The organism is Bradyrhizobium barranii subsp. apii, assembly GCF_011516635.5.
In the GTDB taxonomy this organism is placed as follows: domain Bacteria; phylum Pseudomonadota; class Alphaproteobacteria; order Rhizobiales; family Xanthobacteraceae; genus Bradyrhizobium; species Bradyrhizobium barranii.
In genome coordinates, this window is record NZ_CP096255.1 from 3,872,282 (window position 1) to 3,884,347 (window position 12,066).

The 12,066-nt window shown below is 64.2% G+C and carries 9 protein-coding genes and 2 pseudogenes; 5 read left to right on the forward strand and 6 right to left on the reverse strand.

Going from position 1 to position 12,066, the window contains the following annotated elements:
- Positions 1 to 11: 11 nt before the first annotated feature.
- Positions 12 to 1,406: a M20/M25/M40 family metallo-hydrolase gene (locus tag HAP41_RS18310; RefSeq protein ID WP_166098586.1), complete on the forward strand. Its 1,395-nt coding sequence runs from the start codon at positions 12 to 14 to the stop codon at positions 1,404 to 1,406.
- Between the two features lie 330 nt (positions 1,407 to 1,736).
- On the opposite strand, the gene HAP41_RS18315 is transcribed toward HAP41_RS18310, so the two are convergent.
- From HAP41_RS18315 to HAP41_RS18325, 3 genes and pseudogenes are all read right to left on the reverse strand, one after another.
- Positions 1,737 to 2,516: a class II aldolase/adducin family protein gene (locus HAP41_RS18315; protein WP_028153549.1), complete on the reverse strand. Its 780-nt coding sequence runs from the start codon at positions 2,514 to 2,516 to the stop codon at positions 1,737 to 1,739.
- 187 nt (positions 2,517 to 2,703) lie between these two features.
- Positions 2,704 to 4,353, reverse strand: coding sequence for a glycosyltransferase family 39 protein (locus HAP41_RS18320; RefSeq protein ID WP_085402706.1), 1,650 nt, complete (start codon positions 4,351 to 4,353; stop codon positions 2,704 to 2,706).
- 172 nt (positions 4,354 to 4,525) lie between these two features.
- Positions 4,526 to 5,361 (reverse strand): annotated as a pseudogene (locus tag HAP41_RS18325) (IS5 family transposase).
- Between the two features lie 242 nt (positions 5,362 to 5,603).
- On the opposite strand from HAP41_RS18325, the gene HAP41_RS18330 reads away from it, so the two are divergent.
- Positions 5,604 to 6,467 (forward strand): DUF308 domain-containing protein, encoded by an 864-nt coding sequence (locus tag HAP41_RS18330; protein ID WP_166098581.1) that lies wholly within the window; start codon positions 5,604 to 5,606, stop codon positions 6,465 to 6,467.
- A gap of 128 nt (positions 6,468 to 6,595) precedes the next feature.
- Here HAP41_RS18330 and HAP41_RS18335 read toward each other — a convergent pair.
- Positions 6,596 to 7,431 (reverse strand): annotated as a pseudogene (locus HAP41_RS18335) (IS5 family transposase).
- 133 nt (positions 7,432 to 7,564) lie between these two features.
- Here HAP41_RS18335 and HAP41_RS18340 point away from each other — a divergent pair.
- Positions 7,565 to 7,981, forward strand: a complete 417-nt coding sequence (locus tag HAP41_RS18340; protein WP_063984587.1) for a Ros/MucR family transcriptional regulator — start codon at positions 7,565 to 7,567, stop codon at positions 7,979 to 7,981.
- 151 nt (positions 7,982 to 8,132) lie between these two features.
- Here the strand turns inward: HAP41_RS18340 and HAP41_RS18345 are convergent, their stop codons facing one another.
- Complete coding sequence (locus HAP41_RS18345; RefSeq protein ID WP_166098574.1) at positions 8,133 to 8,561, reverse strand: SufE family protein; 429 nt, start codon at positions 8,559 to 8,561, stop codon at positions 8,133 to 8,135.
- 68 nt (positions 8,562 to 8,629) lie between these two features.
- Entirely contained in the window at positions 8,630 to 9,055 is a 426-nt protein-coding gene (locus tag HAP41_RS18350) for a DUF5330 domain-containing protein (RefSeq protein WP_166098569.1), read from the reverse strand.
- 409 nt (positions 9,056 to 9,464) lie between these two features.
- Here HAP41_RS18350 and HAP41_RS18355 point away from each other — a divergent pair, with 409 nt between their 5' ends.
- Together HAP41_RS18355 and HAP41_RS18360 are read left to right on the forward strand one after the other, a co-directional pair.
- Positions 9,465 to 11,336 (forward strand): PAS domain-containing sensor histidine kinase, encoded by a 1,872-nt coding sequence (locus HAP41_RS18355; RefSeq protein ID WP_166098565.1) that lies wholly within the window; start codon positions 9,465 to 9,467, stop codon positions 11,334 to 11,336.
- On the forward strand, positions 11,329 to 12,045 hold the full coding sequence (locus HAP41_RS18360; RefSeq protein WP_166098558.1) for a peptidoglycan-binding domain-containing protein: 717 nt from the start codon (positions 11,329 to 11,331) through the stop codon (positions 12,043 to 12,045). Before HAP41_RS18355 ends, HAP41_RS18360 begins: the two co-directional genes overlap by 8 nt.
- Positions 12,046 to 12,066: the final 21 nt, after the last annotated feature.

The window sequence follows — 12,066 nt, forward strand, 5'->3', positions numbered from 1 at the left end:
GGAATACGACCATGGCCAATGCGCAGCTTCAATCGGTGCTCGATCACATCGACAAGGATTTCGACAACAGCCTGGAGCGTCTGTTCTCGCTATTGCGGATCAAGTCGATCTCTGCGGATCCGGCTTTTGCCGCCGACTGCAAGGCCGCGGCCGAGCATCTCGCCAAGGACATCGCGAGCCTCGGTGTCGCCACTGAAGTGCGCCCGACCGCCGGCCATCCCGCCATCGTCGGCAAGACCGGGGCCGGCGGACGGCCGCATGTGATTTTCTACGGACATTACGACGTGCAGCCGGTCGATCCGCTCGATCTCTGGCACCGTCCGCCGTTCGAGCCTGCCGTTACCGACCATGCCGACGGCCGCAAGATCATCGTCGCGCGCGGTGCCGAGGACGACAAGGGCCAGGTCATGACCTTCGTCGAGGCCTGCCGCGCCTGGAAGATAGTGACGGGCTCGCTGCCGATCGACATCACCTTCCTGATCGAAGGCGAGGAGGAGGTCGGCTCCAAGAATTTCGTGCCGTTCATCGAGGCCAACAAGGACGAATTCAAAGCGGACTACGTGCTGGTCTGCGACACCGGCATGTGGGATCGCAACACGCCCGCGATCACGACGTCGCTGCGCGGTCTGCTCTATGAGGAGCTGAAGATCACCGCCGCCAATCGTGATTTGCATTCCGGCGTGTTCGGCGGCAGCGCGATGAACCCGATCCGGGTGCTGACGAAAATCCTGGGCGGCCTGTTCGACGACGACAACCGCATCACCATCCCCGGCTTCTATGACGGCGTGAAGGATCTACCACCCGATATCCTGGAGCAGTGGAAGAAGCTCAATCTCACGCCGGAGATGTTCCTCAAGCCGATCGGCCTGTCGATCCCCGCCGGCGAGAAGGGCCGGCTGCTGATCGAGCAGGCCTCCTCGCGTCCGACCTGCGACGTCAACGGCATCTGGGGCGGCTATATCGGCGAAGGCTCCAAGACAGTGATCCCGTCGCACGCCTCGGCCAAGGTCTCGTTCCGCCTGGTCGAGGGGCAGGATCCCCAAAAAATCCGCAAGGCTTTTCGCGACTACGTGACGGCGCGTATCCCCGGCGACTGCAAGGTCGAGTTCGGCGATCATTCCGCCGCGCCCGCGGTGGCGCTCGACTGGAACATGAAACCGCTCGCGGCCGCCAGCAAGGCGCTGACCGAGGAGTGGGGCAAGGAGACCGTGCTGATGGGCTCGGGCGCCTCGATCCCGATCGTCGCCGATTTCAAGCGGACGCTTGGACTCGACTCGCTGCTGGTCGGCTTCGGATTGGACGACGACAACATCCATTCGCCGAACGAGAAATACGACCTCCGCAGTTTCCAGAAGGGCATCCGCTCCTGGGCGCGGATCCTCGCGGCGCTGGCGGACGTGAAATAGGCGCGGTGCCGTAGGGTGGGCAAAGGCGCTCTTGCGCCGTGCCCACCATCTCTCCGCGATCGCGATAGAAGAGGTGGGCACGCTTCCGCCTTCGGTCTTCGAGCTACGGCGGACAAGTCGCTTTGCCCACCCTACGAAGACCCTCTCCTCGTCATTGCGAGCGTAGCGAAGCAATCCAGAATCCCTCCACGGGCACAGTCTGGATTGCTTCGTCGCTTCGCTCCTCGAAATGACGGCGCAAATAAAAACGCCGCCCGGAATTGGGCGGCGTTTCATTCCAAAAGGCGTAGAGGTTCGTTGAACGCTACCCTACACCAAATCCGGAAAATCTCAAGACCGGTAGCCCGGAAGCTCGCGGTCGAGCTTGCGCAGCAGCGGCGGCCAGACCAGGTTGGTGGCGCGCAGCTCGGCGCGGTCGCGGTTGGCGAGCAGCTCGGTGTTCTTCTCGATCGCAATCTCCTCAACCGGGTAGACCGGCGTGCCCAGCGCGCGCGTGCGCACCTGCATCGAGCAGGCGCGCTCGAGATGGTACATGCGCTCGAACGCGGAGGCGACCGACCGGCCGACCGTCAGCGTGCCGTGGTTACGCAGCAGCATGTGGTTATGGTCGCCGAGGTCTTTCTGCAGCCGCGGCCGCTCGTCGTGGTCGAGTGCGATGCCCTCATAGTCGTGATAGGCGAGGTCGTGGGTGACGAGCTGGGCGGTCTGGTTCAGCGGCAGCAGCCCTTCCGCGCTGCTCGACACCGCGGTGCCGTCGAGCGTGTGGAGATGCAGCACGCAGATTGCGTCCTCGCGCACCTCGTGGATCGCCGAATGGATGGTGAAGCCGGCCGGGTTGATGCTGTACTCGCTCTCGGAGAGCTGGTTGCCGTGCAGGTCGACCTTGACGAGGCTCGATGCCGTGATCTCGTCGAACATCAGTCCGTAGGGGTTGATGAGGAAGTGATGGTCGGGGCCGGGCACGCGCGCCGAAATGTGGGTGTCGACCAGATCGTCCCAGCCGTACAGCGAGACGAGGCGGTAGCAGGCGGCGAGATTGACCCGTTGCTGCCACTCCGCCTCCGTCATGTTCGACGGCACTTCCTTCAGGCGCGCTTCCGCTGGCGACATGGCTTATCTCTCCGAACATCGTTGTTGCGGGGAGGGAGCGTAGTCGCGGGTGAGGCTGGCGGCAAGGCGGTCAAATCGCAGCAGCCACGCGTAGCCCGCATGGAGCCAACGGGTCGGCGCGAAGCGCCGCCCGATGACAGGCTCCGCGAAATGCGGGTGGCCTTCCGAAAGGTCCCGGAGAAAACTATTACGGCGCCGGGATCGACAGCAGGCTGGAAATGCTGCGGCCGCGGATGTCGTAGACGCGGGCGAACACCACGTCGTCGCGCTTGATCTCGACCATCACGGGCGCGGTGAGGCCCTTGCAGTAGAACTCGCCGAGCGTCATCGCGAAATCGGCCGCGTTGGAATCCCAGCCGATGGTGAAGTCGGGCCCGAGCGCGACCTGGGCCGGGCGCTGCGGACCGCACACCGCGACCTTCCATTTACGGTTGCCCGGCGCCACTTCCTGCCGCTCGACGATCTGCTCGCGCAGTTCGTCCGAGGCCTGCTTCAGCGCAAGGCCCCAATAGTCCAGCATGAAGCGGTCGTCGGCGCCGCGCACGGTGCCGGCGATGTGGTTGAAGTGCGTGTATTGATAGGGATGCAGCCGGATCATCTCGGCCAGCGACAGCGCGAGGCCGAAGCAGAAGGTCGCGAGCACGACGGGCTGCCAGGTGCGGTGGTTGGTGCGCAGGCGCTCCATGGCCCAGGCAAAGGCGACGCCGCCAAGCACCGCCATCGGCGGGATCACGAAGACGAAGTGGCGAATGCCGTTGTACAGCGCCGGCCGCTTCACCATCGCGATCGCGAGCGGCAGGGTCGCCGCCAGCGTCAGCATCAAGAGGATGGTCTTGCGGCGGGCCGGAACCTCGCGGCGCGGCAGCATCGCGAAGGTGCTGACCACGGCGCCGCCCATCAGCACCAGCATCACCTCGGGAAGCTGCAGCGCGAACAGCGTCGGCAGATAGGACCAGGGCATGTCGGGCACGGACACGATCGCGCCGTCGAACATCTCCTTCCAGGGCTTCTCGAAGAAGTGCGAGAAATAGGTCAGGGCCTCGAAGGGATTGCCGGGCTCCATGATCGACCACGGCCAGATCAGGCCCATCACGAGATAGCCGAACACGAGGCCGGGCAGCAGCACGTAGACGACATGGGCGAAGCGGCGGGCTGCTTCGCGGGCGCCTTCGGTGCGCAGTTCCTCCAGGAACAACGGCATGAAGCCGATCATGGCGTAGACCAGCGCGAGGCCGCCGAGGACGCGGCAGCCGAGCGAGAGGCCGGCACCCAGGCCGACGATCAGGATCGTGCGCGGCGACGGCTGCGGATATTCCTCGGCGAGACGGACGAGGCCCAGCATCAGGATGATCATGGCCACCGCGAAGGGCGCATCCTTCGGATTCATAAACATGTGGCCGTAGAAGATCGGGCAGAGCGCGAGCAGCAACAGCGCGGCAAGACCGGCAAGGGGCCCGCCGATGCGGCGGCCGAGCCGCCACGTCACCGCAAGCCCGATCACGCCGACCGTGGCGCCGAGCAGGCGTCGCGTCTCGAACAGCTCGAGCGGAATGACCTTGTGCAGGAGAGCCGCGACCATGTCGAAGCCGCCGCCATACATGTAGAGATTCGCGAAGGAGAGCGCCGCGGTGTCCCTGAAGCCGGAACCGAACATGCGCAGCAGCAGGTCGGCATATTCAGCGTGGGTGTAATCGTCCCAGCCGAGCCCGTAGTCGCGGAAGGTCAAGCCTGCAATGACGGCGACCGCAGCGAGCACCAGCATGGCGAGATCGTCGCAAGTCCGTTCAACCGAGCGCCGCAGAGGCGTGTCGATCGCCGAAGTCGTGATGGATGTCATGGCTATTGGTGACCCGGAATCCCCTCTTGGCCCTGCTGGTGCCCGCGGGCCACTTCCCCGGAATCCCTATAGCGCAGTTCCATTACCAAGTAATTGGGCATTATGGCTAAAATCCTGATGCGACGCAGCAAATCCAGACAGTTGAGAGCAGCTTAGAGTCTGTCCGGAAAGATTACCTTGGATTGCATAGCTTTCGCAGCATGAGTCGGATGGAGGCCAGCTTGAGAAAGGCGAGCGCCCTGTGATTGAAGCATTCCCAATCTTTGGACAGTCTTCGGCATCGCCCGAGCCAGGCAAAGGTACGCTCGACGATCCAGCGTTTGGGCAAGACGACGAAACGGTGAGCCTGATCGGAGCGTTTGACGATTTCGAGGTTCACGCGCTTCAGAGCGCTACGCAGCCCCTTCTGGAAATGTGGCCCTTGATATCCGCCGTCGGCGTAGAGCTTCAGAAGAAAGGGATAGAGGCCGAACAACGTTGCCATCAGGAGCACGCCGCCGTCGCGATCCTGGATGTCCGCCGCATGCACGATGGCGTGCATCAAGAGGCCTTGCGTGTCGACGAGAATGTGCCGCTTCTTGCCCTTGATCTTCTTGCCCGCGTCGTAGCCATGGAGATCATGAGGCCCCCTTTTTCAGCGCTTTTCACGCTCTGGCTATCGATGATGGCGGCGGTGGGAGAAGCCTCGCGCTCGGCCCTTTCGCGACATTCGACATAGAGGGCGTGATGAATTTTATCGAGCGTGCCGTTCCAGCTCCACAGATCGAAGTAGCCATACAGCGTCGAGCGCGGCGGCAGGTCCTTGGGGATCGCGCGCCACTGGCAACCTGTGCTCAGGATGTACATCAGCCCGTTGGCAATCTCGCGCAGGTCCACCGTACGCTTGTTGCCGCCGCGCTTGGCCGGCGGGATGCGAGGCGCGATCAGCGCCCACTCCTCGTCGGTCAAGTCGCTCGGATAGCGCAGGCGGCTGCGGTCGTAGCGTGCACGGTTCTCGGTAGTCCACATTGGCGGCGCGTCCCCATCGAATCAGGCCGCTCACCTTGAATCACAACCGATTCATTCGACTCAACATGTTTTGGAACAGACACTTAGAAGTAGCGGGCCGTAGCTGAAGGGAATGTGAATAAGTCCCTGATATCCTTCCCTTTAGGAACGCAGGCTCTAATTCGCCGTTGGCGTGGAACACCGTATGACGGTATCGTGGCGCAACGGGTGTCGCGCACGGCTGGCGACCAGGGGTGAGTTCGATGAGCTTGGCATTGTTGATTGTGGGGATTTTCGCCGTCCTGGCGGGCCTCCTTACGATCCTGTTCGGCTTCAGCGTTAGGGAGGCCAGCCTCGGCAGCACTCTCATAATCTCCGGCACCATTGGCGTCTGCTCCGGAATGTTACTGGCCGGCCTCTACGTCGTGGTCGTGGAACTGAAGGGCATCGCCCGCCGGTTGGCCGGATCGGCCGCGCCGGGCGAGGTTCGGGTCAGGCCCGTGCTGCCAGGCCTCGCGGTGCCTGGCGTGCCAGTGTCCGAGCCGTTCCCGGCATCGGCGACGAAAACCGAGCCACCACCGGCCGCGGGTCTGCCGCCGTGGCAGAGCGAGGCCGCCGCGCGCGAGCGTCCGCGCGCCGAACCGCCGCCGGAGCCGGAAGCTCCGACACCGCCTGCGGCTCCGGAAGCGCCGCGCCGCCGCAACCTGTTGTTCGCATCGTCCTCCCGCAAGGAGCGCGAGCGCGCGGAGGCGAAGGCGACAGAGAGCTTGCCGCCGCAGCCTCATGACGAGCCCACGGAACCGGCCGGCCCGGAGAGTCAGCCGGCGAGCTTCGACGATGCCTGGCCGAGGCCGGACCGTATGCGGCCACCGGAACCGCCGGCCGCCGGGCGTCGCCCGCCGCCGCGCTCGCCGTCGATCTTTACCGAGCCTGGCCCGCCGCCGCCTCCGCCCGAACCGGCGCCGGCGGTCGAGCAGGCGCCCGTGACCGTGCTCAAATCGGGTATCGTCGACGGCATGGCCTATTCGCTCTATTCCGACGGCTCGATCGAAGCGCAGATGCCGGAAGGCATGATGCGCTTCGCCTCGATCGACGAATTGCGCGCCCATCTCGACCAGCGGTCGTGAGACCGCCGCGTCCAAGTAGAGCGCCATCGTTCTTGTCACTTCGTCAGTAATCAGCTCATATTCGTCAGTCGTCTTATTTCGGCCGAATGTATTGTTGACATGGAATACTTAGAGTCTGTCCGGAAAGATTACCTTGGATTGCATAGCTTTCGCAGCATGAGTCGGATGGAGGCCAGCTTGAGAAAGGCGAGCGCCCTGTGATTGAAGCATTCCCAATCTTTGGACAGTCTTCGGCATCGCCCGAGCCAGGCAAAGGTACGCTCGACGATCCAGCGTTTGGGCAAGACGACGAAACGGTGAGCCTGATCGGAGCGTTTGACGATTTCGAGGTTCACGCGCTTCAGAGCGCTACGCAGCCCCTTCTGGAAATGTGGCCCTTGATATCCGCCGTCGGCGTAGAGCTTCAGAAGAAAGGGATAGAGGCCGAACAACGTTGCCATCAGGAGCACGCCGCCGTCGCGATCCTGGATGTCCGCCGCATGCACGATGGCGTGCATCAAGAGGCCTTGCGTGTCGACGAGAATGTGCCGCTTCTTGCCCTTGATCTTCTTGCCCGCGTCGTAGCCATGGAGATCATGAGGCCCCCTTTTTCAGCGCTTTTCACGCTCTGGCTATCGATGATGGCGGCGGTGGGAGAAGCCTCGCGCTCGGCCCTTTCGCGACATTCGACATAGAGGGCGTGATGAATTTTATCGAGCGTGCCGTTCCAGCTCCACAGATCGAAGTAGCCATACAGCGTCGAGCGCGGCGGCAGGTCCTTGGGGATCGCGCGCCACTGGCAACCTGTGCTCAGGATGTACATCAGCCCGTTGGCAATCTCGCGCAGGTCCACCGTACGCTTGTTGCCGCCGCGCTTGGCCGGCGGGATGCGAGGCGCGATCAGCGCCCACTCCTCGTCGGTCAAGTCGCTCGGATAGCGCAGGCGGCTGCGGTCGTAGCGTGCACGGTTCTCGGTAGTCCACATTGGCGGCGCGTCCCCATCGAATCAGGCCGCTCACCTTGAATCACAACCGATTCATTCGACTCAACATGTTTTGGAACAGACACTTAGGCGTCGTCAATCCGGCGAGACGCAAGGTCAGGGAGAGGTCGGGCCCATGTCGGATAACGGGGCTAAGAATTTCATCGAGCTGACGGCGAGCATCGTGTCCGCCTATGTCGGCAACAATCCGACGCCGGCGGCCGATATCCCGAACCTGATCAGCCAGGTGCATGGCGCCTTGGTGCGCGTCTCGTCAGGCCGCACCGAGACCGCGCCGCTCGAGCCGGCCAAGCCGGCGGTGTCGCTGAAGAAGTCGATCGCGCCGGACTACCTGGTCTGTCTGGAAGACGGCAAGCGCTTCAAGTCGCTGAAGCGCCATCTGCGCACCCAGTACAACATGACGCCCGAGCAATATCGCGAGAAATGGGGCCTGCCGGCCGACTATCCCATGGTCGCGCCGAACTACGCGGTGGCGCGCTCGCAACTGGCAAAGCAGATGGGACTGGGGCAGCAGCAGCGGAAGCGGAAGTAAAGCTACGCGCTGGATCCCGTAGGGTGGGCAAAGGCGCGAAGCACCGTGCCCACCATCTTTCTTCAATCGCGCTGGAAATGGTGGGCACGCTTCCGCCTTCGCTCTTCGAGCTACGGCGGACAAGTCGCTTTGCCCACGCTACGAAGCTTCTTCACGACGCTTCCGCGAGCGCCTCTTTCGCGTCGGTCTTGATGCGCTCGACCATCGAGCGCAGGCCGTTGGAACGCTGCGGCGTCAGATGATCGCGAAAGCCGAACTCGTTGAACACCGCGATCGCGTCGGTCGCAAGGATCTGCTGCGGCGTGCGGCCGGAGTAAAGCGAGAGCACGATCGCGACCAGCCCGCGCACGATGTGGGCGTCACTGTCGCCGCGATATTTCAGGATCGGGGCGCCGCCATCGCGATCGACCAGCTTCTGGAGCCAGACCTGGCTGACGCAGCCATTCACCTTGTTCTCGGCCGAATGCTCGGATTCGGGCATCGGTTCCAGGGTGCGGCCGAGCTCGATGACGTACCGGTAGCGGTCGTCCCACTCGTCCAGAAGCTCGAAATTGTCCCTGATTTCGTCGATCGTCGTCATGCTGGCCCAATGTTTCCGTTCAGGCCAATATAAGGATGCGAGGAGGCGAAATCGATAGGGTTTGGGCGCTAATTCGCCGGCGCCGCCACAGGGCCGCGCCATTCCAGCGCGAGGTCGTCCTGGCTCAGGGTGTCGCGCGGCGCCTCGCCCGAGGCGGCATCGCCTTCGCCGGCCAGCGCGATCGAGCCGGTATGATCGGGCGCCTTCTTGTCGGTCTTCTCGAGCTGCTCTTTCTTGTCGTTGATGATCTGGTAGATCTTCTTCGCGCCGTCCTGGGCGCGCTGGCCGATGATGGTCGCGGCCTGGCCGCCGACCTCGCAGGCCGCCGGCTGGCGCTTGCAGAACTGGGTCACGTCGGAGACGGCCGCGGTCGCAGCCTGCACCGCATCGGCGGCGCCGATCTGCGGCAGCTTCTCCGATTCGGGCGTCTTGTCCCGCGGCAGGAGCACCAGCACCAGCCCGAGCCAGAATGTGATGCGGAGCAGAAAGCGCATCTTATCGACCTGTATGTTAGATCCCGCCGCGGCGATGCCCGCGAGGCGCCGGACCTAGCAACTCTCGATAAATCGCAAGTGATTGCCTTCCGCTTAATTCGCGGAAAATCTGCGCAAGAATCTTCCCGAACCGCCACGTCGTAAATTTTCGATTGACGCCGGAGCCCCGTGATTCCGCCGGCGCCGCTTGTCCACCAATTCGAAACCATGCGGGGACTGGTGAAACCCTGTGTTCACCATCCCCGATGATGACGTGGTCAAATCGCTTAAAAATCTCCGCGATGACACAGTGTCCGGCGGCGGGCCGCATTGCCTTAGCACTCGTTTAAGGTCGCTCTGACACGGTGGCTCAACGATAAGGAGGCGTTCCGGCACGTCTTCTCGACGAGTGGGCCGAAGCGCGAGACCCGTGACAGTTTTGAGTATCATCCGCGATTGTCTCGATGCACTGCTGCATCCCTCCGCGCGTTACGACGCGCTGACGCGAGCGCGCCATCGTGCCTTCATGGCGCCGCGGCTGCTCGGCAGCCTGGCCGCGTTTGCCGCATTCCCGGTCTATCTCGCCACGCGCGGTGCGCCGAGCGCGATCGAGGTCGCCGCCTTCGCGTGGCTGATCGCCCCCATTCTCCTGTCATGGTTCCTGTCGCGCACCGGCCGCTATGAAGGCGCCCATGTGCTGTCGTCGCTGGCGCTCGCCGGCCTGATCATGGCGGTTGCCGGCACCACCGGCGGCATCGAATCATTCGCCGCGATCTGGCTGGTCGTGGTTCCCCTGGAAGCCGCGTTGTCGGCCTCGCGCCGCGTCGCGGCCTTCGCCTCCCTGCTTGCGCTGTCCTGCGCCGGCGTCCTGATCCTTGCCGGCCAGCTCGGCTGGCTGCCGGCCGGAGACGCCAGCTCCGCACAACGCGGCGTGCTGATGGCGTTCGGCGTCGCCTCGGCGACGCTCTATGCCGCGGGCCTCGCCTTCGGCGCGGAATCGCTCGCGCGCACCAGCGTTGCGCTGCTGTTGCGCGAGGAAGAGCGCTATCGCCTGCTGGCGCGCAACATGAGCGACGTCATCTCGCGGCATCGGCGCAACGGCGCGGTGCAGTTCATCTCGCCGGCGGTGGAAGCCATGCTCGGCATGCCTGTCGCGCAGCTGCTCGGCCACGGCCTGTTCGACCGCGTCCATGTCGCCGATCGTCCGGCCTATCTCACCGCGCTCTCCGATGCCGCGCGCGGCGACGTGCGCAGCGTCGAGTTCCGACTGCGGCGGGAGCCGGCCGGATCGGAGCGTGGCCAGGTCGATTTCATCTGGGTCGAGATGCGCTGCCGGCCGCTCGACCAGGATATCGGCCGCCAGGATATTGACGGTGACGCCACGCGCGAGGCGGAAGTCGTCGGCGTGATGCGCGACGTCACCGATCGCAAGCTCGCGGAGCAGGCGCTCGATCAGGCGCGCAGCGCCGCGGAAGCGGCCGATGCCGCCAAGACGCGATTCCTCGCCACCATGAGCCACGAGTTGCGCACGCCGCTCAACGCCATCATCGGTTTCTCCGAGATGATCGCGCAGGAACAGACCCTGATGCTGGGTGCGGCCCAGCGCAAGGAATACGCCCAGCTCATCAACGATTCCGGCCAGCATCTGCTGTCGGTCGTCAACGGCATCCTCGACATGTCGAAGATGGAATCGGGCAATTTCGAGATTGCGTCGGAACCGTTCGCGCCGCGCGCCTCTCTGATGCATTGCTGCAATCTGCTGGCGCTGAAGGCGCGGGAGAACGGCATCGACCTCATCACCGATGCGCCGCAGGACCTGCCTGTCATGACCGGCGATCCGCGCGCCTTCAAGCAGATCGTGCTCAATCTCGTCGCCAACGCCATCAAGTTCACCGAGCGCGGCGGTCAGGTCACCGTATCGGCCGCGGTGTCCGGATCGCAGCTCGCGCTGCGCATCAGCGACACCGGTGTCGGCATTGCGGCCGATGATCTCAAGCGCATCGGTGCGCCGTTCTTCCAGGCCGGAAAGACCTATCAGCGCCGTCACGAAGGCACGGGTCTCGGGCTTTCGATCGTGAAGAGTCTGGTGGCGTTGCATCTAGGCGAATTGACTGTACAAAGCAGGCTCGGCGAGGGCACCTCCGTCACCGTCAGATTGCCGCTCGTCTACACGCCGCCGCAGGCCAAGACGTCCGATAGAATGGCGGCCGAGAGCAAGATCGCGACGCTGACGCCGGTGCCGCGCCAGGAGCTTCAGGACCAATCTCACGACCAACCAGCTCTGGTGAAGAAAAGTGCCTAAGAAGTCTGCCAAGGACGAAGCCGCTCCGCGCCGCCGTGGCGCCAAGGCCGCGGTCATCGATGTCGAGACCGAGCGCAATCTTGCGATGCGCATCCTGCTGCACAGTCCCAAGGACACGCTGGCCGGTCTCGTCGCCGTCGCCGCAGTCAGCGCGATCGTTGCCAACGCGCTGTTCCTTCAGACTGGCCGGCATCCGGCGCCGATGTTCGGCACCGTGATCAATCTTCCCGCGCCGTCGTCCGTGCCGCTGTCGAACCCCTTGCCGCGTCCGCGCCCCGTCGGCGCGGATACCTCGCCGCTGGAGCCGAGAGCGACGGAATTCCGCGCCGAGCCCAAGCCTGTCGAGCGCGCCGCCGAGAAGGCCCCCGAGAAGCCGGTCGAGGCGACGGCATCGACGCCGCGCGCGGGCGATCCGATGACCAATCTGGTCAAGCAAACGACGTCGGCGCCGCCGCAATCCGTCGCCATCGCGCGTTCGCCGGCGCCGATTCCCGTGCAGCAGAGTCCGGCCGCGCGGCGTATCGCCGGCGTGCAGCGCGCGCTGTCCGAATACGGCTATGGCAATTTGAAGATCACGGGCACGATGGGCGCAGAGACGCAGTCGGCGATCCAGAAATTCGAGCGCGAGCACAAGATGCAGGTGACGGGTCAGGTCTCCGACCGCCTGCTGCGCGAGCTCGGAGCCGCGATCGGCCACCCCGTCGAATAAGCGTCATTGTTGTGCGAAGGC

What these genes read in the sequence shown, in the direction of transcription:
- HAP41_RS18310 (WP_166098586.1), top strand. Translation starts at nt 12, where the DNA reads ATGGCCAATGCGCAGCTTCAATCGGTGCTCGATCACATCGACAAGGAT.
- HAP41_RS18315 (WP_028153549.1), bottom strand. Translation starts at nt 2,516, where the DNA reads ATGTCGCCAGCGGAAGCGCGCCTGAAGGAAGTGCCGTCGAACATGACG.
- HAP41_RS18320 (WP_085402706.1), bottom strand. Translation starts at nt 4,353, where the DNA reads ATGACATCCATCACGACTTCGGCGATCGACACGCCTCTGCGGCGCTCG.
- HAP41_RS18330 (WP_166098581.1), top strand. Translation starts at nt 5,604, where the DNA reads ATGAGCTTGGCATTGTTGATTGTGGGGATTTTCGCCGTCCTGGCGGGC.
- HAP41_RS18340 (WP_063984587.1), top strand. Translation starts at nt 7,565, where the DNA reads ATGTCGGATAACGGGGCTAAGAATTTCATCGAGCTGACGGCGAGCATC.
- HAP41_RS18345 (WP_166098574.1), bottom strand. Translation starts at nt 8,561, where the DNA reads ATGACGACGATCGACGAAATCAGGGACAATTTCGAGCTTCTGGACGAG.
- HAP41_RS18350 (WP_166098569.1), bottom strand. Translation starts at nt 9,055, where the DNA reads ATGCGCTTTCTGCTCCGCATCACATTCTGGCTCGGGCTGGTGCTGGTG.